This is a genomic window from Solimonas marina, from assembly GCF_012241385.1.
Lineage (GTDB): Bacteria > Pseudomonadota > Gammaproteobacteria > Nevskiales > Nevskiaceae > Solimonas > Solimonas marina.
In genome coordinates, this window is sequence record NZ_JAAVXB010000018.1 from 15,341 (window position 1) to 39,791 (window position 24,451).

General features: G+C 66.6%; 15 protein-coding genes. 4 read left to right on the plus strand and 11 right to left on the minus strand.

The window, feature by feature from the left end; translation table 11 throughout:
• Nucleotides 1-78: 78 nt before the first annotated feature.
• Nucleotides 79-1,593 (minus strand): M20/M25/M40 family metallo-hydrolase, encoded by a 1,515-nt coding sequence (locus G7Y82_RS20300; protein WP_168149967.1) that lies wholly within the window; start codon nt 1,591-1,593, stop codon nt 79-81.
• A gap of 125 nt (nt 1,594-1,718) precedes the next feature.
• A complete protein-coding gene (locus G7Y82_RS20305; protein ID WP_168149968.1) occupies nt 1,719-2,363 on the minus strand; it encodes a hypothetical protein in 645 nt (214 codons plus the stop codon).
• A gap of 67 nt (nt 2,364-2,430) precedes the next feature.
• On the opposite strand from G7Y82_RS20305, the gene G7Y82_RS20310 reads away from it, so the two are divergent.
• Entirely contained in the window at nt 2,431-3,168 is a 738-nt protein-coding gene (locus G7Y82_RS20310; RefSeq protein WP_168149969.1) for a metallophosphoesterase family protein, read from the plus strand.
• A 4-nt stretch (nt 3,169-3,172) separates the two neighbouring features.
• Here G7Y82_RS20310 and G7Y82_RS20315 read toward each other — a convergent pair whose 3' ends face one another.
• From G7Y82_RS20315 to xerD, 5 genes are all read right to left on the minus strand, one after another.
• Nucleotides 3,173-3,838 carry an HAD hydrolase-like protein gene (locus G7Y82_RS20315; protein WP_168149970.1) on the minus strand — a complete coding sequence of 222 codons (666 nt, stop codon included), beginning with the start codon at nt 3,836-3,838 and terminating at the stop codon, nt 3,173-3,175.
• Complete coding sequence (locus G7Y82_RS20320; protein WP_168149971.1) at nt 3,835-5,334, minus strand: virulence factor family protein; 1,500 nt, start codon at nt 5,332-5,334, stop codon at nt 3,835-3,837. The genes G7Y82_RS20315 and G7Y82_RS20320 overlap by 4 nt, the downstream gene beginning before the upstream one ends.
• A complete protein-coding gene (gene mprF / locus G7Y82_RS20325; RefSeq protein WP_168149972.1) occupies nt 5,331-7,925 on the minus strand; it encodes a bifunctional lysylphosphatidylglycerol flippase/synthetase MprF in 2,595 nt (864 codons plus the stop codon). Before mprF ends, G7Y82_RS20320 begins: the two co-directional genes overlap by 4 nt.
• Before the next feature lie 155 nt (nt 7,926-8,080).
• Nucleotides 8,081-8,854 carry a thioredoxin fold domain-containing protein gene (locus G7Y82_RS20330; protein WP_168149973.1) on the minus strand — a complete coding sequence of 258 codons (774 nt, stop codon included), beginning with the start codon at nt 8,852-8,854 and terminating at the stop codon, nt 8,081-8,083.
• Between the two features lie 131 nt (nt 8,855-8,985).
• Nucleotides 8,986-9,921: a site-specific tyrosine recombinase XerD gene (gene xerD / locus G7Y82_RS20335; protein ID WP_168149974.1), complete on the minus strand. Its 936-nt coding sequence runs from the start codon at nt 9,919-9,921 to the stop codon at nt 8,986-8,988.
• A gap of 20 nt (nt 9,922-9,941) precedes the next feature.
• Between xerD and G7Y82_RS20340 the strand changes: the two genes are divergently transcribed.
• From G7Y82_RS20340 to zapE, 3 genes are read left to right on the plus strand one after another with little or no spacing between them, the layout of a single operon-like run.
• The gene (locus G7Y82_RS20340) at nt 9,942-10,682 is read left to right on the plus strand and encodes a lysophospholipid acyltransferase family protein (protein ID WP_168149975.1); all 741 of its coding nucleotides are present in this window, start codon (nt 9,942-9,944) and stop codon (nt 10,680-10,682) included.
• Nucleotides 10,683-10,722: 40 nt separating this feature from the next.
• Nucleotides 10,723-12,042, plus strand: coding sequence for a D-arabinono-1,4-lactone oxidase (locus tag G7Y82_RS20345; RefSeq protein ID WP_168149976.1), 1,320 nt, complete (start codon nt 10,723-10,725; stop codon nt 12,040-12,042).
• Entirely contained in the window at nt 12,042-13,127 is a 1,086-nt protein-coding gene (gene zapE / locus G7Y82_RS20350; RefSeq protein WP_168149977.1) for a cell division protein ZapE, read from the plus strand. The genes G7Y82_RS20345 and zapE overlap by 1 nt, the downstream gene beginning before the upstream one ends.
• Before the next feature lie 149 nt (nt 13,128-13,276).
• Here the strand turns inward: zapE and G7Y82_RS21260 are convergent, their stop codons facing one another.
• The 4 genes from G7Y82_RS21260 to G7Y82_RS20370 form a co-directional block, all read right to left on the minus strand.
• Nucleotides 13,277-13,888, minus strand: a complete 612-nt coding sequence (locus tag G7Y82_RS21260) for a DUF6438 domain-containing protein (protein ID WP_206370941.1) — start codon at nt 13,886-13,888, stop codon at nt 13,277-13,279.
• A gap of 51 nt (nt 13,889-13,939) precedes the next feature.
• Nucleotides 13,940-18,016, minus strand: coding sequence for a M36 family metallopeptidase (locus G7Y82_RS20360; RefSeq protein ID WP_168149978.1), 4,077 nt, complete (start codon nt 18,014-18,016; stop codon nt 13,940-13,942).
• 159 nt (nt 18,017-18,175) lie between these two features.
• Nucleotides 18,176-22,999, minus strand: coding sequence for an NAD-glutamate dehydrogenase (locus tag G7Y82_RS20365; protein ID WP_168149979.1), 4,824 nt, complete (start codon nt 22,997-22,999; stop codon nt 18,176-18,178).
• 123 nt (nt 23,000-23,122) lie between these two features.
• Nucleotides 23,123-24,232 carry a DUF748 domain-containing protein gene (locus tag G7Y82_RS20370; RefSeq protein ID WP_168149980.1) on the minus strand — a complete coding sequence of 370 codons (1,110 nt, stop codon included), beginning with the start codon at nt 24,230-24,232 and terminating at the stop codon, nt 23,123-23,125.
• Nucleotides 24,233-24,451: the final 219 nt, after the last annotated feature.

Here is a 24,451-nt window from a genome sequence, read left to right on the forward strand (position 1 = left end):
GGGCGATCTGCCATGGGGCGGCGATTGTCGCATCGCGCCGCCGCGGCCGTCGCCGCCCCATGCCTGTCGCCGGCGGCGCTACAGCGGTTGCGCCATCAGCGCATGCAGACTTTTCACGCCCATGAAGTAGTTGCCGAGGCGCAGGTTCTCGTTGGCGGCGTGCTGGTTGTCGTCGGCGTTGACGAGCGGCATCAGCAGGATCGGCGACTTGAGGCCGACCACCAAGCCGTGCGTGGGCACGGTGCCGCCCATCATCGGAATGCGCACCGGCGCTTCGCCGTACGCGCCTTCGAGCGCCTTCGTCGCCCAGACGCCGATCGGCGCGTCGAGCGGCGTCTGCAGCGGCGCGGCGCCCTCGCCGCCGGCGATCGACGCCAGCAGCGGATATTTCGCACGCTCGGCATCGGTCGGTGCACCGTCGCTCAGGTGATAGCCCTGCGCTTCGACGAATTGACGCACCAGCGCCAGCTCGCGCGCGCCGGGCGTCGCCGGCACGGTGCGGATGTCGAACGACGCCGACGCCTCGAACGGAATGACGGTACGCGGATGTTCGATGTCGGCGGCGGCCATCGCCGTGACATTGAGCGACGGGTAGTTCAGCGATTGCTGGTAGTTGTCGCCCACCCGATCGTGCCGCGCCACACCGGCACGGCGCAGCAGCGCCGCTTCGTCGTCGGGCACGGCGGCGAATGCGGCCAGCGTCTGCGCATCGAAGTGCACGCCGTCGTAGAAGCCGGGAATCAGCACGCGACCGTCGGCGTCCTTGAAGGCCGTCAGCAGGCGCGCCAGGCCAAAGGCCGGGTTCGGAATGTAGTTGCCGTAGTGGCCGCTGTGCATGTCGCCGCGCGCGCCGTAGACGGTCAGCTTGAAGCCGGTGACGCCGCGGTGGCCGAACACCAGCGTCGGCCGGTTGCTGGCATGCATCGGCCCGTCGAGCATGACCACGGCGTCGGCCTTCAGCAGTTTCTCGTTGCGCTGCACGACGTCCGGCAGCGTCGGCTTGCCGCCTTCCTCATGCGAGTCGATCAGCACCTTGATGTTGATCGCCGGCGCCTTGCCGGCGGCCTTGAACGCGTCGGCGGCGGCCATCAGCATCATGATCGGCGCCTTGTCGTCGGCCGCCGAGCGCGCGAACACACGCCATTCCGGGTCGATCGCCCCGCCCTGCAGCTTGTCGAGCGGCAAGGCCTGCCAGGCGCCACTGGCGTCCTTGGCCTTGAGCACCGGCGTGAACGGGCTGGCCTGATCCCACTCCGACGGCGTCACCGGCTGACCGTCCATGTGCGCGTAGAACAGCACGGTCTTGCGCGCATGCCGGTCGCCGAGCTGCGCGAACACCATCGGCGTGTCGCCGTCGTCGAGCAGTTGCGCCGTAAAGCCATGACGCATGAACGCCGCCTTCACCCATGCGGCGTTGCGCTGGATATCCGCAGCTGATGCGCGCGTGACGTTCGGCAGCCGCAGCAGATCGAGATATTCGGGCAGCGTCGCCGCGGCAGCGTCATGGACGGGATCGGCCGCCCATGCAGACGACGATGCAGCGGCGAGCAAGGCGGCCAGCACCAGGCGGCGCAGGGTTAGGGGGGCGTTCAAGAGCGACTCCGGTCGGGCGTTCGGTGCGGACCGAACGGCAAGTTCCACGCCATTGAAATGCAAGAACCCGCGGCGCCGTGCCTTTCTGGCGAATTCTTCATGCGCCGCGCGCGACGGCGACGATGTCAGTCGACGATGTGGTAACGCTGCTCGGCAACGCAGTACGCATCGGCGTAGGCCTGGACGCGCTCGTACTGCGGCGCCGTGGCCGTCGTCAGCCGACCGCGCCAGGCAATGCAGCCCTTACGCAATGCGTGCCATTGCTCGGCACGGCATTCACGATAGGCGATGGTGCCTCGCGCCAGAAACGCCTCGCAGCGATGTTCGGCGAACGCATACAGGCTGTCGGCCGTCGGGTATGGCGAGACCGAGCCGCTGCCGCGACGGGCCGTCGTCGACGATCTGCTTTCCATGATCGCCAGCGCGCGGCGCACGTGATCGTCGGCACTGAGTTCATCGTCCGGCACGTCGTGCGAGCGCGCGTAACAGCGGCGCTGGCCGTTGACGAGCCCACAATCGACATCGGCTGTCGGCGGCGCCGGTACGGTTTCGCGACGCGGTGGCCGCTCGGGGCGAGCGCCCTCGCCCGCCGGCGCCGGCGCTGCGCCCGGCACGTCAGGTGATTCGCGCTGCGTTTCGATGCGGTCGAGCCAGTGCAATGCCACGTACAGACCGGCACCGATCAGCAACACCGTCAGCAGGATCGCCGGCAGCCGATCGCGCTCGGCGGTTACCGCACGCTTCGGCGCCCGCAATTCCGGTCCCGCCATGGCCCCTCTCCCCATCGTCCCCGTGGATAATGGTGCCAGAACCTTCGCCGCGTGCCTGCTGCCACCGATGCGCCTCGCCCTGCTCTCGGATATTCACGGCAACCTGCCGGCACTCGAGGCCGTGCTCGACGATCTGCATCCGCGCGCGGTCGATGCCGTCGTCAATCTTGGCGACAGCCTGTCCGGACCGCTGTTGCCGCGCGAAACCGCGGCCTTGCTGATGGCACAGGACTGGGTCCAGTTGGCCGGCAATCATGAACGGCAACTACTGCAAGACCCGCCGCACGCGCGGCTCGCATCCGACGCCTACGCGCATGCACAGCTGGGGCCTGAGGTCTTCGACTGGATGCGCGGCCTGACGCACTGCCGCGCCTATGGCGATGACGTGCTGCTCTGCCACGGCTCGCCGCGGCGCGACGTCGAAGCCCTGCTCGAAACGGTGACGCCCCAGGGGCGCCGCCTGGCACATGCCGACGAGATCGACACGCGGCTAGCCGGCAGCGACGCAGCGCTGATCGCCTGCGGCCACACGCACCTGCCACGCATCGCACGCAGCACGCGCGGCCAATTGATCGTCAATCCGGGCAGTGTCGGCCTGCCGGCCTATGCGGACGACCAGCCGTATCCCTACACCATCGAAACCGGCAGCCCCGACGCGCGCTATGCGATCGTCGAGCACCGCAACGGGCGGTGGCAGGCGACGCTGATCGCCGTACCGTACGCGCACGAGGCGATGGCGCGCCTGGCTGACGCCAACGGCCGCCCTGATTGGGCGATCGCGCTGCGCACCGGGCGCGTGGCCTGAAGCCTTATGCGTCGATCAGACGCCGCACCAGCGGCGGCAGCTCGGCCGGCGCGGCACAACGAAAGTCCGGTGCCGCGGCGTCGATTTCGCTGGCCTCGCCGTAGCCCCAACGCGCACTGCAGCTGCGTATGCCGTTGGCGCGGGCACCGAGGATGTCGTGTTTGCGGTCACCAACCATCAGTGCGCGCGCCGCATCGACCGGCTCATGGGCCAATAGATGCGCGATCAAGGCCGGCTTGTCGGCGCGCGTGCCGTCGAGCTCGGCGCCGTAGAGCCCGTCCAGCCACGCGTCGAGACCGTAGTGCGCGACGATGCGCCGCGCGTAGACATGCGGCTTCGACGTCGCCAGCAGCAGCCGGCAGCCCATTGCGCGCAGCGCATCGAGCATCGCCGGCACGCCGTCATAGACGCGATTCTCGAACAGCCCGACATAGGCGAAGCGCTCGCGGTAGTGCCGTACCGCGTCGTCGATCGCCGCCGGATCGTCGCCGATCAGCAAGCCGAAGGTTTCGAAAGTCGGCGGGCCGATCAGGCGACGCAGCGCCGCGTCATCCGGCACCGGCCGCCCCATCGTGCGCAGCGCATACGCCATGCTGCGGATGATGCCGTCTTCGGAATCGGTCAGCGTGCCATCGAGATCGAGCAGCACCGTGAACGCGGTGGCCGTCACGTCGGCACCTTGATGCCGGCCGCCTGCAGGATCAGCTGCGCCAGGTGTTCGTAATTGCCGTCGAAGTGGTGACCGCCCGGCAGCTTGATCAGCGTGATGCGCTTCGGGTCCAGCGACGGGCACAGCGAATCGTCTTCCTCGACGCCATAAAAGCACAGCGCATTGGTGCCGCCGAGCTTCTGCATCTCCGGCGCGATCGGCAGGCCCTTGCTGTTGCCGACCCAGTTGGTCACGTGAAACTCGAAATCGGCTTGCGATTCCAGGCCCATCAGCGCGGTCTCGACCACCATCTTGCGCGTCGTCTCCGGCAGGCGGTTATACGCAAACGGCAAGACATTCGCGCCCTGCGAATAACCGATCAACAGGACCCGGCTGCGGTGCCAGCGATTGGCGTAGAAGCGGACGATGCGGTCGACATCGGCAGCCAGCACGCCCGGCGTGCGCTTGCCCCAGAAGTAGCGCAGCGAATCGACGCCGACCACCGGAATGCCATGCTTCTTCAACGCTTCGCCGACATCCTTGTCGAGACCGGCCCAGCCGCCGTCGCCCGACCACAGCACGGCGAAGGTATCGCCCGGCGTCGCATTCGGCAGCTCGATCAGCGGCAGGTCAGCCAGCGACGCCGGCGGTTCGGCGGCGGCCAGCGTCGGTGCCAGCGACGCCGCCAGCGCGTCGTACTGCTTCAGATAAAGGCGGTCGCGATTGCTCGGCGCGGAGACGATGCGTCGCGCTTCCTTGAGATTCGGAAAGCCCGGATCGATCGCCATCGGGCAGGCCTCGGCCGGCGCGCCGGCGTCGATCCACGTCCACGGTGCCGACAGCTTCGACGACGGCGCCAGCACGCCCGGCTGCTTGGGCAGGCGCAGCGACTGACCGGCCGGCGGCGGCATCACCGCACCGGTCGTGTAGCGCAGGCCATCGGCTTCACAGAACGGCCGATGCAGGCCGGTCTGGGGGCAGAAGCCCAGCGAGATCGCGCCGGTGAAGGTGCCGACCGGCCCCTGCGCGTCGAGCATGTATGCCAGTGTCGAACCGCGATCGCGGCCGACCAGGATCGGTGGCAGATAACCCGGCACCTTTTCGTAGGCTTCGATGTAGCGGCCGAGATTTTCGAAGTCGCCGTCGAGGAACAGGCAATCGTCGTCGGCCGCTTCGAGCGTCTTGTAAAGGCGCTGGGTATCGATGCCGGCAACGATGGCACCGCGCGCGCTCAGCTGCTGCGCGATCGCGACTTCCGGCGCCTGCCAACCGTCGGCACCCGACAGCACGAAAGCGAAGCTCTTCAGCTTGCCCTGCGCCGGATACAAGGCCACGCCGTCGAAGCGGCCGTGCGAGATCATCTCCCGCGCGCCCGGCGCCAATGGGATCGGCAGCGGCGCCGCGTCAGCCGGTGCGGCGACCGATGACGCATGACGATGATGGTGTTTGGCAACATTGGCCGATGCCGGAACCGCGATCAGGCCGAGCAACAGCGCGGCCATGCAACGACGCATCATTTGCTGATGACTCCTTTGAAGCCACCGCTGATCAGTGCGGCAATGTCGGTCAGGGCCAACAGCGGCGCGGCTCCGCCCGGTGCAACGAGGTAACGCGGTTCCCACTCGGGCGCGAACTTTTCCTTGAACGCGCGCAGACCGCGGAAGTTGTAGAACTGCTCGCCGTGCGCGAACAACATGCGCCCGAAGCGGTGCCAGCGCGACGCCAGCGGGTGATCGATCATGCCCGACATCGGCGCCATGCCCAGGCCAAAGCTCTGATAGCCCAGCGACTGCAGATGGGTCAGCGTGCGCGCGAACAGAAAGTCCATCGTGCCTTTTGGCGCATCCGGCACGTAGCGCATCAGATCGACCACCGAGTCGATGCGCTGCTCGGTGATCTGCACACTCAGAAACGCGACGATACGCTCGCCGTGACGGGCGATGGCAACACCGCCGGCGCACAGATAGCGCGCGTCGAATCGGCCCAGCGAGAAGCTCTTCTCACGCGCCTCGTGCTCGGCCATCCAGGCCTCGGACACCGGCCGCAGTGCCGGCAGCCATTCGCGGATGTCCTCACCCTCGCGCCATTCGAATGTCAGACCCTCGCGCTCACCACGGCTGGCGCCGTGACGCAGGTTGGCGCGGGCACTGCCCTTCAGCGTGAAGTCCGGCAGCGGCACCGCCGCATATTCGCCGAGCTTGAGCGCGCGCAGGCCGGCATCCAGGTAGACCGGCAAGGACTGCGGGCGGATCTGGTAGAACGCGGCGCGACCGCCATGCGTCGACGCCATTTCGATGAAGCGCCAGATCAGCTCCGGCCATTCCTTGAGCGGCCCGACCGGATCGAACAGCGCCACCCAGGACCGACCGTGCTTGCCGTACATCAGAAACGCATTGCCGGACGCCGAAAACAGCAGCCCCTTGTCGCCGGTCGACGCCAGCACCGCTTCGGCACGCGGCTGACGGCGGGCAATCACCTGTGCCCGCGCCAGCTCGTCGTCACTGGGCCGCGCCATGCGCCCCGACGTCGGCCGCAACAGCTGCCATGACGCGAACGCCAGCAGCAGCACGGAAATACCGGTGGCGGCGCGCAGCGCCCGCGGCGCGCGCGCGTCGAACGCGAACTGCCACCACATCTCGCTGCCGTATGGCACGTCGCGATAAACAAAGAACAGAATCCAGAACACGCCGGCAACCAGGCAGCCGACGGCCAGGAACCACGGCAGCGAAAAGCCCTGCGCCAGCAGTGACGCGCGGCGATAGAACTCGCGGCGCGTCGCCAGCAGCGTCACGAACAAGAACGCCAGCAGCGTCATTTCGCCGATCGCCAGGCCCTTGGGCAGCGCCAGAATGAAGCTGGCGATGGTCACCACCAGCGCCGCCCACCACGCCGCATCGAGCCGATGCAGCATGCCGCGCGCCAGGAACAGATAGATCAGGCCGAAGATGCTGCCGAGGAAGTGCGAGGCCTCGACCAGCGGCAGCGGCACTTTCAGTTCAAGCAGCTCCAGCGCCGCATCACTGGCCGGCGTCACTCCCGACACCAGCAGCATGACGCCGATCACCAGCGTAAACGCCGACAGCAGCAGCGGCGACAGGCGTGCCGCGGCGCGCGTCACCGGCGCAACGACACCCGAGCGCAGTTCGACCACCGCCAGCGTCGCCACCGCGACCAGCAGCGGCAACAGGTAGTAGACGCCGCGGTAGAGCACCAGCGCGCCGGCCAGGCGGTCGACCGGCAGGTCGCCGCGGTAGGCGAGCAGCATGGTCGCCTCGAACACGCCGAGCCCGCCGGGCACGTGGCTGATGATGCCGAGCGCGATGCCGATCGCGTAGTACGCCAGAAAGCCCGGGAAGCCGATGGTCGCGTGCTGCGGCATCAGAAACCACAGCGCGGTGGCCGAGAACACCAGTTCGACGACCGAGATGCCGAGCTGCTGCATGGCCAGCTTCGCCGACGGCAGGCGCAGCGTCAGCTTCGGCCCCAGCGGCAGTTCCGGGCGCGCCGCGCACAGCGTCAGGAACGCGGCGACCGCCATCAGCACGACCATCGCGATCGTCCGCAGCAGATTCGGCGACAGCGCAACGACGCTGGCGACCTGCTTGGCACCCCACAGCAGCCCCAACGCGCCTAGCGTCGAGATGCCGATGCCGAACGCCAGCGCGTTGAACGCGATCGCGCGTCCGACCTGTGGCGTCTCGACGCCGGCCGCGCTGTACATGCGCATGCGCACCGCGCCGCCGGTCAGGACACCGAGGCCGACCGTATTGCCGAGCGCGTAGGCGATGAACGAGGTCAGCATCACCACCTGCGGTTTCACGCGGGCGCCGACATAACGCAGGCTGGAGAAGTCGTAACCGCTCAGGGCGACGAAGCTCGCCGCCGTGGCCAGGATCGCGAGGAAGATGCGCAGACCGTTGGTGTTGCGGATCGCCGCCACCATCTCGTCGTACTGCACCTCCCGGGTCAGCCGCTGCAGCGCATAGAGAATCAGCGCCGTCAGCAAGATGGCGCCGACAACCGTCAGTGCGGTGCGCAGCCGTGACCAGTGCAGCGACGGCGGCGGCGCAGCGGCGGGAGCAGGCGGAGGAACGGGAGAATCCGACATCGACAGGGCGACCCCGGGAGACAGGAGCGGGTTAGGCCGCCGGCTCGTCGCAACCACGCGACGCCCCGATCAGCCCGCGACTGACCGGGAAAAACCGTAGGAGTTCCATCGACGCGCGCGAAAGCCGACCGTCGCCGGCCGGCCCGCCCCGGCGATCAGCCCGAGCGCGGGTTGACGCTGGGCTGATCGGGCGCATCGATGCGCTGCAGCAGCGCCGCCGGCGGCAGGTAGCCGTTGACCAGGCTGCCGTCATCGAGCACCAACAACGGCGTGCCGCGCAGGCCGAAATCGTTGCCCATGTCCCATTCGCGACGAACCAGGCTGGCGCACTGGGCGCCGTCACCCGGCTTGCTGTCGGTCACCGGCTGGCCAGCCTTGGCGGCGGTCAGCGCCGCTTTGCGGTCGTCGGCGCACCAGACTTCCTCGGCCTTCTTGAACGACGCAGAGTTCGGGCCGGTGCGCGGATACGACAGATAGCGGATCTCGATGCCCTCGGCGTTGTACTCGGCCATCTGGCTGTGCAGCTTGCGGCAGTACGGGCAGTCGATGTCGGTGAAGACGGTGACGACGTGCTTGGTCCGGCCTTCCGGCTTGTAGACGATCATGTTCTGCTCGCCCAACGCCGCCAGCTGCTGCAGGCGATCGGCCTTGCGGTGGTTCTCGGTGATGCTTTCGCCGGTTTGCAGGTTCACCAGATCGCCTTCGATCAGGTACTTGCCGTCGGCCGTGGCGTAGCCGAAGTTGGATCCGTCCTGCACCTCGTAAAGGCCCGGCACGGCGGACGGCCGCACGGCGTCATCCTTGAGACCCGGCAGCACCTGCTTGAGGCTGGCGCGGACCGCTGCGGTGCCGGAATCATCCTTCGGCGCGCAACCGCTGAGGAGGGTAGCCAGCGCCAAGGCAGCGGATGCAAGCAGCAGCGATTTCATCGGAGATCCGGACAGAAAAACAAATGGAAGACGGTCATTATGACAGCACCGCCCGGCCCCGGTTCATCGCCGGCCGTGCATGACAGACTGTCGTCAGGGTCGATCGCCGCCGTGCCGGCGTCAGCGCCGCCTCAGGCCCGAGGATGATGCCGCGCGTGCAGTTCCAGCAGCCGCGCGCGCGCGACGTGCGTGTAGATCTGCGTGGTCGAAAGGTCGGCGTGACCGAGCAGCGCCTGCACCGCGCGCAGATCAGCGCCGTGTTCGAGCAGGTGGGTGGCGAAGGCGTGGCGCAGGGTATGCGGCGACAGTGCGCTGCGGATGCCTGCCGCGCGGGCGTGCCCCTTGATGCGCATCCAGAAGTTCTGCCGCGTCATCGCCTCGCCGTGGGTCGTCACAAACAGCGCTTCGACGCCGGCCGTGGCGTGCTCGCCGCGCGCCTCGCGCAGATAGCCCTGAATCCAGTACAGCGCCTCCTCGCCGGTCGGCACCAGACGCTCCTTGCCGCCCTTGCCGACGATCTGCACCACGCCCTGGCGCAGATCGATGCCGCTGCGACGCAGCGTTACCAGCTCGCTGACGCGCAGGCCGCTGGCATACATCAGCTCCAGCATCGCGCGGTCGCGCAACCCCAGCGGGTCGTCGACGTTCGGCGCTTCAAGCAGGGCCTGCACATCGTGTTCGGTCAGCGTCTTCGGCAGGCGCAGGCCCAGCTTCGGCGATTCCAGTCGACCGCTGGGATCGTCCTCACGCTGCCGGTCGGCGACCAGATAGCGGTAGAACTGGCGCAGCGCTGATAGCAGCCGCGCCTGGGTGCGCGCGCTGCGCCGTGCCGCCGCCAGGTATTCGCGCAGGTCGGCCTCGGCAGCGGCGACGATGGACGTGCCACGCGGCGCCAGCCAGCGCGCGACCAGCGCCAGATCGGAGCGATAGCTGGCCTGGGTATTCTTCGACAGCCCGCGCTCCAGCCATAGCCGGTCGAGAAAACGATCGATTGCCGCCGCGTCCTCATCGGGCAGCGGCGCCGCCGGCGGCCGGCCTCGACGGCCGGCAGGGGTTTTGGCTTGCATCATTCTTATAATAGCCACCCATGCGTCGCCTCCTCGACTGTTTCTATGCCCCGCTGGCGGCGCTGATCCTGGCGTTGCTGGTGCCGCTCGTCTGCATGGTCGTCATCATCGGTCCGAACCTGGCGGTGCGCCGGGAGATCGGTCGTTTCGGCGTGCGCCTGATGATGGTCTGCATCGGCGTGCCGATGCGCGTACGCGGCGTCCGCAACCTGCCCGCCGGCGCCTGCGTCGTGGTCTGCAACCACGCCAGCTATCTCGATGGCATCCTGCTGACGGCGGCATTGCCACGCCGTTTCAGCTTCGTCGTCCAGGACGGCGCGGCAGGCTGGCCGCTGATCGGCCAGTGCCTGAGCCGCATGGGCGTGATCTTCGTCAATCGTCGCGACCCTCGTGCCGGTGCGCGCACCACCCGCGATTTGATGCGCCGACTCAAGCAGGACGAACCGCTGGCGATCTTCGCCGAGGGCACGTTCAAGAGCGAGCCGGGCCTGCTGCCGTTCAAGGTCGGCGCCTTCCTGATGGCGGCACGCTGCGGCACGCCGGTGGTACCGGCCGTCATCCGCGGCTCGCGCCGCCTCTACGGCGGCGGCCGCAAGCTGCCGCGCTGGAGCGCGCTGGCCATCGAAATCGGCGCGCCGATCGCACCATCCGGCGAAGACCGCGACGCCGCACTGGGGCTGCGCGACACGGCGCGCGCCGCGGTACTGTCGCGCTGCGGCGAACCGGACCGTGTCGATGTCGCCACAGAAGGTGGCGAGTGATTTCGGTATCCTCGAAACCTCGCATTTCGCCGAGTCATCGATGAAACGCCTCTCCCGTCCGCACACCTGGAGCAACTGGTCCGGGGCCGTGCGCTGCGAACCGAACTACTGTTCCGAACCGGTCGCGATCGAGGAAATCCAGGCCGAGGTGGTGCGCGCCGCCGACGAAGGCGAGCGCCTGCGCGTGATTGGCAGTGGTTACGCGTTCGCGCCGCTGTGCGCGACCGACGACAACCAGATGTCGCTGCGGCATTTCACCGGCATCGACGCCATCGACGTGCAGCGCTCGCGCGTCTGGGTCCGCGCCGGCACCTCCTTGCGTCAGCTCTACAGCCTGCTGGCCGACCGCGAGCTGGCGCTGGAAAACGCGCCGAGCGATGACCGCCCGACGATCGGCGGTGCCATTGCCACCGCCACACATGGCAGCGGCCTGGCATTCGGCAACCTGACGACACTGGTCACCGGCCTGCGCATCGTGCTCGCCGACGGCTCGGTGCGGACCTGCTCACAGGAGCAATATCCGGAGCTGTTTGCCGCCGCGCGCGTCTCGCTCGGCGCGCTGGGCGTCATCACCCACGTCGAGCTGCAGTGCGTCGACCACTACCGCCTGCGCGTGCAGTCCAAGCGCGCCACATTTGGCGAGACGTTGACGCGGCTCACCGATCGGCGCCGCGAGCATCGCAATTTCGAACTGCACTGGTTTCCGTACGCCAACATCGTGCGCCAGCACTACGCCGACGAGGCGCGCGAGACCGCGCACAGTCCGCTGACGATGCGCGCCGCGCGGACCGTATTCCAGGAACAGGTGGTGCTGCGCAGCCTGCGCACGTTGGCGCGGCGCTCGCCGCAGGCCGCCGAAACGGCCGGCAAGCTGCTGGCCGACAGTATTCCGATGAACAGCGCGATACTGCCGGCCGAACTGGCCTACCAGATCGCGCGACGCACACGCGTCCAGCATCTCGAATATGCGATGCCGATCGAAGCCGCCGACGATGTCTTGCGTCAGCTCGAACGGCTGATCGCCGAAGTCGATCTGCGCGTCCACGTACCGGTCGAGATCCGCTTCGTGCGCGGCGACGATGCCTGGCTGTCGCCGCACTACGAACGCGACAGCATCTGCATCTCGCTGCCGGCCTATCGCGACGTTGCGCACCACGATTACTACGTGGCCGCCTCGACACTATTCGAACAACACGACGGCCGCCCGGCCTGGGGCTCGGCGCATCTGCTCGGCGCCACCGGCCTACGCCTGCGCTACCCGCGCTTCGAGGATTTCTGCCACCTGCGCGCGGACCTCGATCCGGACGGCCTGTTCCTGAACCCGCACCTGAGCCGAATCTTCGGCGTCCCCCTGCGCTGATGAGCCACGAACAACCGCTATCCCCCCTCGCCCGCTACGAACAGGACCTGCAACGAACGGATTTCTCGCGTGACGCGGCGCAGGCCGCCGCTGTCGACGCGCTGCAAACCGTCTATACGCAACTGCAGGCGACGCCGCCGCGACGCTGGTTCCGCCGCCAGCAGTGGGCGCATGTCGACGGCCTCTACATGTGGGGCGGCGTCGGTCGCGGCAAGACGTATCTGATGGACACGTTCTTCGATTCGCTGCCGTTCGCGCGCAAGCTGCGCACGCACTTCCATCGCTTCATGCTCGACGTGCATGAACGGCGCAAACGCTACCCGGACGAGCAGGATCCGCTGAAGCTGGTCGCCGAGGAATACGCCGCCGAGGTCCGCGTGCTGTGCTTCGACGAGTTCTACGTCTCCGACATCGCCGATGCGATGATCCTCGGGCGCTTGTTCGAGAATCTGTTCCGGCTCGGCGTGACGCTGGTGGCAACCAGCAACATCCCGCCCGAGCGGCTTTACGAAAACGGCCTGCAGCGCGCCAACTTCATGCCGTTCATCGACATCCTCAAGCGCAATGTGCGCGTGCTCAATGTCGACGGCGGCGTCGACTATCGACTGCGCACGCTGACGCATGCCGACATCTATCGCCATCCCTGTGACGAGGCGGCAGAACAGGATCTGGAGCGCTGGTTCGAAACCATGGCGCACGGGCCCGGCCACGAGCAGGACCTGCTGATCCACGACCGCATCATTCACGCGCGCCGCGAACTCGACGGCGTGGTCTGGTTCGATTTCGACGATCTCTGCGAAGGCCCACGCGGCGCCGCCGACTACATCGAGATCGGCCGCACGCATCACACCGTGCTGGTCTCGCGCGTGCCGCAGCTGACGGTATTCCGCGAGGACGCCGCGCGCCGCTTCATCAACCTCGTCGACGAGTTCTACGACCGCGGGGTCAAGCTGCTGCTGGCCGCCGACGTCGCTGCCGAAGATCTCTACGTCGGCAACCGCCTCAAGTTCGAGTTCCAGCGCACGCTGTCGCGATTGACCGAGATGCAGTCCGAGGAATATCTGGCACGGGCCCATCTGACGTAGGCCGGTGGACACAGCGCGCGTGCGCCGCGATGGAGTCCCGCACCCACTGCCAAGCAACACCAATGCTGTGTCGCCGTCGCATGCTGTCGCGATTGGCGGGAATATGACCGGAAGGCATCACCGGTGCGGCCCCCCAGGCGCTACATCGATTACTGCGTCGCCTTGCCCGTGACCCACTCGTCGACGCCAGCCACCTCGTCGATCAACTGCTCCAGCTGCCCCAGCGCTGGCGGCGGGTTCGCGCAGCCGGTGTAATGGCGCAGCTGCCGACTGCCATTGGCATCGGTCAAGGTCAGCGTGACCTGCGGCATGTCGGTCGCGTAGTGCGGGCAACTGGCCGCGCCCGGAACGACGTCCTTGGTCGACGCAAATACCGCCTGCGCCTGCTGGCGCAGCAGTCCGAGCTTGTCCATATCGGCTCGGTGCTGGCGCTCACCATCGACGCCGACAAAACGCTCGCCGATGTAGTCGACCTGGCCGGCAGCATTGACCGTCACCGTGTACTGCGGACAGCGCCCGAAACAGACGCCGCGCCGCATGCGGATCGAAAATTCGCTCATGCCGAGCCCTTCGCGCGGCGGCGGTGTGTCGTCACGCGCCTTGATCGGATGTGAGGCGGACGGCGACGGCGGGGCCGCGACCGTCGCAGGCGCCGGCACCGGCGTCGCGCTCGTCGCAGCGGGCGGCGCGGCGCCCTGAGACTTGCAGGCCACCAGACCGGTCGCGATCAGGCATGCCGTGGTGAGTAAAAGTTTGCGCATAGAAAAACTCGCACGCAGGACGGGCCTGCGTGCGAGCTTACCTCCTGTGGCTTAACGGGAGCGGCGACGACGGCGCAGCAGCGCCAGCGGTGCCAGCAGCAACAGACCGAGGCCCATCGCACCACCGCCACCGCCGGTATGCGGCGCCTTGACGACCGTGACCTTCACATCGTCGCTGTCGCTGGCCTGCCCGTCGGAAACAGTCAGGCGGAACACCAGATCGGTGCTCTGCTCAACCTCCGGCAGTTCGATCGACGGCGTCAGCGTGTCGGCATCCGTGATCGTGACCGCATCGCCGGACACCTGTGTCCAGCTATACGTCAGACCGCTGGAGCCGTCGCGATCGCTGGCCGAACCGCTGAGGCGCAGCGTGCGATGGTCCTTGCCGCTCGAACCACGCACTTCGGTGTCCATGCCGGCATCGGCATGTGGCGGACGATTGGCGCAGGTCGCGGCGTCGGCGACATCGGTGCTGAACGGCTTGTTGGTCAGCCCCGAGAACGAGACGTTGTCCACCGCCCAGCCGAACTCGCCGTAGGCCTCGTCCGATGCCGCCAGGAAGCGGAAGCGCACTGTATGGCCAGCCAGCGCCGTGCCGTAGCTGATGGTCACCGGCTCGAAGCCGTTGGTGTTGTAGTCGACGAAAGCGTCGCGCCCGTTCTCCGGGTCGAAAACGATGGCCAGGCCGTTGTAGCCATTGCCCTGTGTGACCGATGCCGGATAGTCCGCCGATTCGAGCGCATCGACCCAGTCGCCACCGTCGACACTCATCTCGATGACGCCGCCGTCCCAGCCAACCGGGGTACCGTCGGAGAAGTAGCCGTATAGCTCCATCTGGTAGTAATGCTGGAAGCTGAACGTGAGCTCGCTCGAGCCGACGTCCAGTTCCGGAGTCTCCAGCGTCAACTGCGAAGCACCGTCGTTGTCCGGCCCGTACCAGAGGTGGCCGGTGTTGAAGAAGCTGCCATCTCCGTCGAGCTGGGCGCCGTCATAGACACCCCAGCCCGGCAGGCCGGATTCGGCCAGATCGCCGGTCGTCCAGTCGTGCGGATAGGTCAGCGGATTCTCCATGCCGTCCGACGTTGCGGCCGGCTCGAGGTCGTAGTTGACCGACAGCGTCAGCCCGGCGCTTTGCGGCTCGACCACCGCGTCTTCCGTATCGCCCACCTGCGGGAACTCGATCGTCAGCGGAAGCTGCTCGGCGGTCGAGGCCGAGTCGAGCCGGATCAGGATCGAACCGCTCATGGTGTCGCCGATCAGGCCCAGCGAACCGAAGGTGATGGTGTCGCCGTCCGGGAACGACACGTTCGACGGACCGACCAGTCGCGCCGTGATCGGGCTGTCGATCGCCGTAGTGCCGGTGCTGCGCACCGTCAGCGTCAGCTGCATCGTTTCGCCGGCATCGAGCACACCGTCCAGGTCGCAGTAGCCCTGCGTGCCGTCGTCGTAAGCAAGGTTGAGGGCCACGTCATCGACTTCGAATGAGCTGCCGAACGGCTCGTAGCTCTCGACGACGCCGCTGTGCGTATCGTCGTAGCGGTCCGGCGCCACCGCGCCGAAGCCCATGCCGCGCTTGGCGAAGGCCTTGGCCATCAGATCGAAGTCGGTCTGGTCGGTGACCGAGGCTACTGCCAGTAGCGCGTCACGTGCTTCGAGGAAGGTCGGCGCCGCCGGCGTGATCTTCAGCGCCGCGATCACGTAGTCCTTCATGCGGTCCTGAGCCTGCTCGAAGGTGTAGCGGTCGTCGTTGAGCAGCGACGCGTAGACCTCCCACAGCACATTGGCCCAGATCTCGCCGGAATTGTGCACTTCGGAGTTGCTGACGCCGCTGGCACCGAAAGCGATCGGCGCGGTGGTCGGCAACGCCACTCCGTTCTCGATGTCCTTGAACGTGAGCGGATCGATGCTCATGTCCGTCGAGTACGGCGTCCGGCGGATGCCGAAGTACTGGTTGTCGTCGACGTAGGTGCCGGTCGAATACGCGCCCTGATACTGGTCGTTGCCCGTCACCATGCGGTCTTCCGGGCGGACGATCAACATCAGCGTCGAGAAGTCCGACCAGCCCTCGCCCATCGAGCCGCCCTGGTTGTTGTACAGGCCGTTGCCGTCGGCGATCAGGCGGTTGCTGACGTAGTGGAACCACTCGTGCGCGATGATACCGTTGTCCATCGTGCCATCACGATCGATCTTGGTTTCCTCGTGCATCGTCAGATTGACGGCACCGCTCGACAGCGCATTACCGAGCGCCGTGCCGTCTTCGAGCGAAATACCCATCGACGGAATCGTGATCGTGTCGTCGCTACCGGCAAAGCCGATCGCACCGTCGCCAGCCACGTTGTTGTAGATCACCACACCGGCGGCGCCAGCGTCCTGTGCGTTCTTGACCTTGACGGCGAACGAGCAGGTGCCGCGCGCAATCAGCGCGATCTTGCCGGCCAGCGCCGCGGTATTGGTTGGCGTCGAGCAGGCGTCCGTCGGCGTGCTGGCCGCGACATCGGCGGTCAAGTCGAAGTCCTGCGGACCGAACGCGGCGGTACCGGCGGTCAGCTCGCCAGCCAGCGAACTCGGGCTGTTGACCGTCAGCGAGCTGTCGACGACGGTGAAGATGTACATCTGCATGCGCGGCGAGCCACCGTCGGCTGGCGTCGCCATGTTGGCGTTGTTGGTGCCGGAGCCATCCTGACCTTCGGCGTGGATCGGGTCGCCCTCGACGCCACCACGGCCGTAGTTGTCTTCTTGCGCGTTGCCGGCCGCTTCGTCGAAGCCGTTGTGATACCACCAGTCGTGCAACCAGTTGTTCATGTAGAACAGGTTGACGATCGCCGCCTCGCGCTGCTGTACGGTCGCCGGATCAGTATCCGGCGCGTACGGATAGACAAAGGCACCAGGCGCCGTCACCGCACCGTAGAAGTCCGGGCCATCGGGCGTGAACCCATCGGTCGGGCCGTGCGAGCCCGAAGCCGTCAGATAATCGTCGAGGTCGACGTAGGCTTCGACATTGTTGCCGATGGTCTCGCTGGCACCGGCCGGCAGCCATGGATCGTCCGAATCGATCGGACCGTGTTCGAGGGTGATCGTGTTCTGCGTTGCCGGGGTGCGCGTGAACGGACCATCTGGGCCAACCGTCACCGGCTGCAGGTCGTTGCCGAGCGGGCCGTCATACGGCTGATTGATGCCGTCGGCTGCCGCATAGACGTCGTACGAATAGGCGTCGTAGGCGACCTGGTTGTTGCGGAACAGAACCTGGCCGCTGTCGGCAGCGATCACGAACGAGTAGTGATCGGTGGTGCCGACATCGAACGCGCCGGCGCCGAGTTCGACGTAGTACGCCGGGACCAGGCGCGTCTTGTCGGCGTACATCACCTTCTTCACGCGCGGCGCGGCGCCGAGGCGGTAGTCGGCCGAGCTGGCGGGAATGTTGTAGAGCGAATAGTCGCCCGCGATCTTCGTCACGTACAGCGCGCCGGCCGCGACGCTGCCGCCCATCTGCCGGAATGCCGCTGCGATGGCATCGGCGCCGCTCAGCGAGAAGCTGCTGCCGGTTTTCTTCGCCTTCAGCACCTGCGCATCGGGGGCGAAATAGCCGGAAATCGCCTTCGGCGTCAGATCACGATCCATCAGCACCGCGAGACGGCGGTTGAAGACATCCATGCCGTCGACGCGCTGCTGGAAGCGCGCGATGACCGCAGCCTTGCCGTTGTCCTGCAGTTCGACGAGCTTGGCATCGTCGGCGCCGGTGCGGCCGACGACCAGCGCCGACGCATTGCTCTTGAGCGCGTCGCGCGCCGTCAGTTCGGCCAGCGCAGCACGCTTCATCGGCGTCGTGGCGGCCTTGGAGGCAATGGCCTTGCCGTTCTGCACCCAGAGGAAGGTGTTGCCGCCAAGCTTGGCGTCGAAGTTGGATTTCAGCCCACGCGGTCCAAGGTCCGCGCCCTTGAGCTTGGCCGTCATGCGCTTGGCCAAGACACCGGTCGTGGTACGCGCCGTGGTCGACGTGCCGTACGCCTTGCTGCTGACGCCAGGCGCGAAGAACGCGTCGTATTGGGGGATGCGGGTGGAGGCGGCGGCCGCGAGGCCGGAAGTCGCCGCGAGCGCGCAAGCGGCCGCTGCGATTGCAGTCTTTCTCATCAATAGGCTCCCTGTTCCTGGTTGTGACACCGGCCACCCCGATGTAACCAAGGCCGGTGCCTCCCGAGAGTGCGCCCGACGTCGGGCGCACCACCAGCAGGGAAAACCACTCAAATTTCCTGAATCAGCTCAGTTACTTACCCCAAGCTGACAGGATACTTACAGACTGCCGAGCTTGCGCAGCTCGCGTACCGCGACCGCCAACATCATGAAGTCCGGGGTCTCGCCGGCACGCAAATCCTTGAAGCGCTGCAGTCCGAACTTCAGCTGCTCGGGACTGGCCTGCAGCCATGCCTCGAAGCGCGCCGCCGCGGTCTCGCCCGGCATCTTGAGCACGCGCGCGGCGATCTTGCGGTGCAAGCGGTAGCTGTCCTCGCGCAGGTTCGCGCGCGCCAACGCCTGCCATTTCGACTGCGCCGGATAGGCGATGATCGTCGACAGCAGCCAAAGGATGCCGAGGCGGTCGCCCACTTCGAAATAGACCGCCGCCGCTTCGGTCAATGGCTGCGCCGCAGCGCTCGCGATCTCGACGATGTCGAGTGCGCTGCCGGCCACCATGGTGTTGGCAAGCTGTCGCGCCAGTGGCTCGGGCACGCCTTCGTCCTGCATTGCGGCGACCGCGCGATCCCAATCGGCGCGATACGTACCGGGCAGCGCGCCGGGGAACGATGCGGTCAGCGTCGCTACGCCATCGCGGAACGTCGACACCGCTTCGTGCACGGGCTTGGCTGTCCACTGATAGTTCAGCAGCCAGGTCGTGGCGTGCTTCATCAAGCCGATTGCTCGGCCGAACAGGCGCAGCTGCAAGGCCGACGGCACTTGCGTATCGAGCGCCTGGATGGGCAGCCAGTAACGATCGCCGTCGTAGATCTCGTGCGCAATCGCATAAGCCTTGACGACGTCGGCGCGCGGCACGCCGTGGTCTTCGGCGAAGCGATGGGCAAAGGCAAAGCCCATACGATTGACGACCGCATTGGCGAGAATCGTGGCGATGATCTCGCGACGCAGACGGTGGTCGAGCAAGTGCTCGCGATAGCCTTCGACGAGTTGCGACGGAAAATAATCGAGCAGGTCGCGATCGAAGAACGGCTCGTCGGGCACGTCGGACTGCAGCACGCCGTCGAACAGCGAAATCTTGCTGTACGACAGCAGTACCGCCAACTCCGGGCGCGTCAGACCGCGGCCCTTGGCGCGGCGCTCTTTGAGCACGTCGTCGTCGGGCAGGAATTCGACGCCGCGATTGAGCTGACCGTCACGCTCCAGCGTGCGCATCAGCTCGGCATGTTCGCCGAGGTGGTCGGCAGCACTGCGCTCGATCAGGCTGATCGCCAGACTCTGCACGTAGTTGTCGTCGAGCACCGACTCGGCGATGCGATCGGTCATCCGCGCCAGCAAGGGATCGCGCACCTCCCGGGTCAGCGCACCGGCCTGCAGCATGCGGTTCAGCGGAATCTTGATGTTGACCTCGCGGTCCGACGTATGGACGCCGGCCGCGTTGTCGATGAAGTCGGAATTGATACGGCCACCGGCACCATCGCCACCGCTCAATGCGTATTCGATGCGGCCGAGCTGTGTGCAGCCGAGATTGCCGCCCTCGCCCACTACCTTACAGCGCAACTGTCGCCCGTCGACACGGATGGCGTCGTTGGCGCGGTCGCCGCATTCCTCATGCGACTGCAGATGGCTCTTGACGTAGGTGCCGATGCCGCCGTTCCACAGCAGGTCGACCGGCGCCAGCAGGATGGCGCGCATCAGCTCCTGCGGCGTGACCTGACGACGCGTCACGCCGAGCACGCGCTGCGCAGCGTCCGACAGGGTGATCAGCTTGGCGCTGCGCGGCCAGATCCCGCCGCCCTCGGACAGGCAGGTCCGGTCGTAGTCGTCCCAGGACGATCGCGGTAGCGCGAACAGGCGCTCGCGCTCGGCGAAGCTGCGCGCCACGTCGGGCTGCGGGTCGATGAAGATGTGCCGATGGTCGAACGCGGCCACCAGCTGCGTCTGCGGCGACAGCAGCATGCCGTTGCCGAACACGTCGCCACTCATGTCACCGACACCGACAGCCGTGAACGGCTCACTTTGAATATCGCGACCCAGTTCGCGGAAATGTCGCTTGACGCTCTCCCAGGCGCCACGCGCGGTGATGCCCATTTTCTTGTGGTCGTAACCGGCGCTGCCGCCGGACGCGAACGCATCGCCGAGCCAGAAACCGTATTCGGCGGCCAGGCCGTTGGCGATATCGGAGAACGTTGCCGTGCCCTTGTCGGCGGCCACCACCAGATAGGGATCGTCCTCGTCGTGACGGACCACATCGAGCGGCGGCACGATGCCGTCGCCGCTGTTGTTGTCGGTGATATCGAGCAAACCGCGCAAAAAGGTCTTGTAGCACTCGACGCCCAGCTTCATCCAGGCCTCGCGGTCGGTCGGGTCGCCCTGCTTGACGACGAAACCGCCCTTGGCGCCGACCGGCACGATGATCGCGTTCTTGACCATCTGCGCCTTCATCAGGCCCAGCACTTCGGTACGAAAATCCTGCTTGCGATCGGACCAGCGCAGACCGCCGCGCGCAACGCGGCCGCCGCGCAGGTGGATGCCTTCGACCTGCGGCGCGTAAACGAAGATCTCGAACATCGGCAGCGGTGCCGGCAGTTCAGGAACACCGCGCGGATCGAGCTTGATCGATACGTACGACTTGCGCGCACCGTCAGCCGCCTTCTGGAAGTAGTTGGTGCGCAGCGCTGCACGCACCACGGCGGTATAGGCACGCAGCACGCGATCGCCGTCGAGCGTGGCCACCGCATCGAGCGCGGCATCGAGCCCCTGACCCAGCGCGATCTCCTGGTCACGGCGCTGCTCGTCGCTGAGCTTCGGATCGAAGCGCGCCTCGAACAACTGCACCAGCAGGCGTGCAACCGGCGCGTACTCGGCGAGCAAGCGCTCCTGATAATCCTGGCTGTACGGCAAGCCGGTCTGGATCAGGTACTTGGTCAGCACGCGCAAGCACACCACCTGGCGCGCATCGAGCCCGGCCAGCAAGACCAGCCGGTTCAGTCCGTCATTCTCGATCTGCCCGCGCCCGGCCTGCACGAATGCCGCTTCGAAATACGCACGCTGCTGATCCGGCGGCAGCGCCGGCTCGCCATTGAGCTGCACGGTGAACTGCTGAATCCACAGGACCTCTCCGTCCTTGGCATGCAGTTCGTGCGGGTCCTGCGACAGCACGCGCAGACCGAAATTCTCCAGCGTCGGCAAGACATCCGACAGCGCGACCGGCTGACCGCGACAGTACAGCTTCAGCGCTGTCGGTACCGCCGCGGCGCCGTGCTCGGATTCGACGATCAGGCGCGGCACCACGTCGTGGCCGGCCGGCATGTGCAGCAGGCAGAAAAGATCGGCAGCCGCCTCGTCGGCACTGGTCAGCTCCTGGTACGAGGGCGGGAATGCGTCGAGAAAACGGGTCGCCGACAGCGCGTCCTGACGATGGCGCTTGGTATAGACATCGCGCAGCTGGTCGCGCCAGGAGCGCGTCGCCGTCAGCAGCCGCTGCTCGATCTGCAACGGGGTCTGCGCCAGCACCGTGCCCGGAGGCGTACGCACGGTGTAATGAATACGCGCCATGCCATGGCGCAAAAAATCCATGTTGCGGTCCATGCCGATGCCGCCGCAGGCGTCCATCAGCTCCGTGCCGATGCGATCACGCAGCTCGCGCGAGTAACGCTCGCGCGGAATGAAGACCATGCAGGAGAAGAATCGGCCGTAGCGATCGCGACGCATCAGCAGCTTGAGCTGCGCACGTTCACGCAGCGCGCGGATGCCCATGCAGGCTTCGAACAGCTCCTCTTCGTTGGACTGGAACAGCTCGTCACGCGGCAGCTGGTAGAGGATCTCGCGCAGGTATTTGCCGGAATGCGACAGCTCCGGCAGGCGCGAGCGGCGCATGACCTGTTCGGCCTTGCGCCGCATCAGCGGAATGCTGCGCGGCCGGTCGATGTAAGCGTCGGCTGAGAACAGGCCGATGAAACGGCAGGTGCCGCCATTGCTGCCGTCCGCACGCAGCCGTTTGACCGACACCACGTCGACGAACTCAGCGTGGTGGATGTGCGAGCGTTGGTTGCCCTTGGTGATGACGATGAGACGTGACGACTCGCTGTATTTGTCGAGTTCCTCGCGCGGCGCGATCAGCGCATCAGCGTCGGCGTAGCGGCGCCCCGGCCGCGCCAGCCCCAGCGCCCGTTCAGGGCGCGCCTCGAAGCGCGCACGGCCGTCGTCGCCAACGACCACGTCGGTCTCGATACAACCGAGGAAGGTGAAGTGACCGCTTTCCAGCCAGCGCAGAAATTCACCGGCCTCGACACCGTCATCGGTACTGACGCCCGGCGCGATCGCCGCCAGATGGCCGGCCAGTTCGATGGCCTTGGTGCGCATTGCCGAAAAATCGTCGACGATGCAGCGCAAGTCACCGAGCAGCGCCTGCGCATGGCGCTCCAGCTCGGTGTAACCGGACGCCTGCGCGAAGGCTTCAAACTCGACATGAATCAGCGACTCGGACTCGCCGTCGTCGGCCAGCTCGTCCCACTGCTCGTTGCGGCGTGCAACGTGCAGGATCGGATGCACCAGCCAGTCGATGGGCGCCGCCGTGTCGCGGATCGCCATGCTCAGCGAGTCGACCAGGAACGGCATGTCGTCGACGACCGTCTCCAGGCGTGCCAAGCCACGGCTGCCGCGCATCGCAAAATCGGCGGGCGGCAGCACGCGTACCAGCATCTCCCCCGGCGCGCGACGCTGCGCAAACAGGAAATGCCGTAACGCGGCATCGACCAACTCGTCCACCGTGCGCATGCGCAAGGTGTCGAGCGACGCCATTTCGTAATACGGACGAATGAAGGCCACGAAGGCCTCGCACTGATCCTGGGGCGCACGTTCGCGCGCCAGGGCCTGCAACCGGTCCAGCAACTGCGTCTGCTGTTCAACGGCTTCAGATCGCATGCTCTTGCCTCTCCTCAAAGGCGGCCAGCGGCGAGTATAGGACTGCACGTGCGCCGCGCCTGCGGTGGAAATCCTCTTGCCAACACGCGCCAATCTGTTACGGAGGCGCAGCGTCGCACGTCGTCATGACGCGCCCTTGTCATCGCCGCGCTTCTGGCTTGGCGCCGGCGCACGACGCACCGGCAAATCTTCGAAGTGCGGCTGGTAGGCCTTGATGAAGCCATTGCGCAGGATCGCGACGATGGCTTGCAGGGCGCTAGTCTGCGGCTGATCGATGCGGCCGCTGAACACCACGCGCGTCGCGAACTGATCCTTGCGCTGGTTCTTCAGCAGGTTTTGCAGACCACCGGCCAACGCTTCCCAGGCGGCGCGCAGCGGGTTGTCGTGCTGCTCCTCGATATCGTGCTTCCAGCTGAAGATCGACACGTCGCGGAACAGCGGCTTGGCGTAGCCCTCCAGCCGACCGTCGTGCGCATCAAGCTGCACGACGATGTCACCACTGCCGGACTCGGCATCGAGCTTGATGTAGGCCTGCAGAAAATCGTTGAGCCGGCGCAGATCGACGTCACGCGCCCGCGCGTCCAGTTTGAAGTCGCCGAAACCGCCGAATGGATTGAATGCCGCACGCGCCTCCAGCGGCGCCTCGCCGAACAGGCGCGCCTGCAGCGACATCGTCGCCGCACGAGGCGTGTTCTTGTCCTCGACATTCGTCAGGTTGTAGACCGCGCCGTTGACCTGCGTTGCCACCAAGTCGACGGCCGGCTGCGAGTGATAGTTGCGAAAGTGCAGCGTGCCATCATGCACATCGACCTCGTTGAGGCGGATCGCCAGCAGGCTTTCGAGGCGCTGCCGCCAGTCGACGCCGCGGCCGGTCTGCGTGTCGCGCTCGCTCTTGCCGTCGACGATATTGAGCTCCGGCCGCCAGAACTCGACTTCGCCGACGATGCCGCCGAGCATCAGCGCCGGCCAGCTGATCGACAGTTCGATGCGCGGCGCCTTGAGCAGCGGCACCGGCACCGCACCGTCACGCTTGACGATGATCAGGTCGTGAATCGTGTAGCCGCCGCGCCACAAGTGCAGGTCCACGTCCCGCAAGTGGCCGTGGTAACTGCCCATCTGGTCGAGATGGCGGTTCAGGTAACCGGTCGCCCAACCCGGCAGCAGCACCCGCAGCAGCACCAGCGCGCCGACCAGCACGAGCACGATCCACGGCCAGCGGCGACGACGCTGCAACGCCTGATCCTCCACGCATTTAAAGCGTCGACAGTAGGGGCTGCGGCCTTGCCGTGGCATGAAGGACGCCGCTTCAGGCCGAATTGGCGAATTCAGGCGCATTTTCCGCTTGAGTGCCGGCCCACAGGTCCGTACAATGCCGCCCCTTGTCCTCAATCCGGTCGGCCATTGTTCGCCCGCCGGCGAGGGTGTCGCCCGCAGCGTCGGGCAATCCAGGAG

Bases quoted from the DNA above. Each gene is read 5' to 3' on its own strand.
- G7Y82_RS20305 (WP_168149968.1), bottom strand. From the start codon at position 2,363: ATGGCGGGACCGGAATTGCGGGCGCCGAAGCGTGCGGTAACCGCCGAG.
- G7Y82_RS20310 (WP_168149969.1), top strand. From the start codon at position 2,431: ATGCGCCTCGCCCTGCTCTCGGATATTCACGGCAACCTGCCGGCACTC.
- G7Y82_RS20320 (WP_168149971.1), bottom strand. From the start codon at position 5,334: ATGATGCGTCGTTGCATGGCCGCGCTGTTGCTCGGCCTGATCGCGGTT.
- mprF (WP_168149972.1), bottom strand. From the start codon at position 7,925: ATGTCGGATTCTCCCGTTCCTCCGCCTGCTCCCGCCGCTGCGCCGCCG.
- G7Y82_RS20330 (WP_168149973.1), bottom strand. From the start codon at position 8,854: ATGAAATCGCTGCTGCTTGCATCCGCTGCCTTGGCGCTGGCTACCCTC.
- xerD (WP_168149974.1), bottom strand. From the start codon at position 9,921: ATGCAAGCCAAAACCCCTGCCGGCCGTCGAGGCCGGCCGCCGGCGGCG.
- G7Y82_RS20340 (WP_168149975.1), top strand. From the start codon at position 9,942: ATGCGTCGCCTCCTCGACTGTTTCTATGCCCCGCTGGCGGCGCTGATC.
- G7Y82_RS20345 (WP_168149976.1), top strand. From the start codon at position 10,723: ATGAAACGCCTCTCCCGTCCGCACACCTGGAGCAACTGGTCCGGGGCC.
- zapE (WP_168149977.1), top strand. From the start codon at position 12,042: ATGAGCCACGAACAACCGCTATCCCCCCTCGCCCGCTACGAACAGGAC.
- G7Y82_RS21260 (WP_206370941.1), bottom strand. From the start codon at position 13,888: ATGCGCAAACTTTTACTCACCACGGCATGCCTGATCGCGACCGGTCTG.
- G7Y82_RS20360 (WP_168149978.1), bottom strand. From the start codon at position 18,016: ATGAGAAAGACTGCAATCGCAGCGGCCGCTTGCGCGCTCGCGGCGACT.
- G7Y82_RS20365 (WP_168149979.1), bottom strand. From the start codon at position 22,999: ATGCGATCTGAAGCCGTTGAACAGCAGACGCAGTTGCTGGACCGGTTG.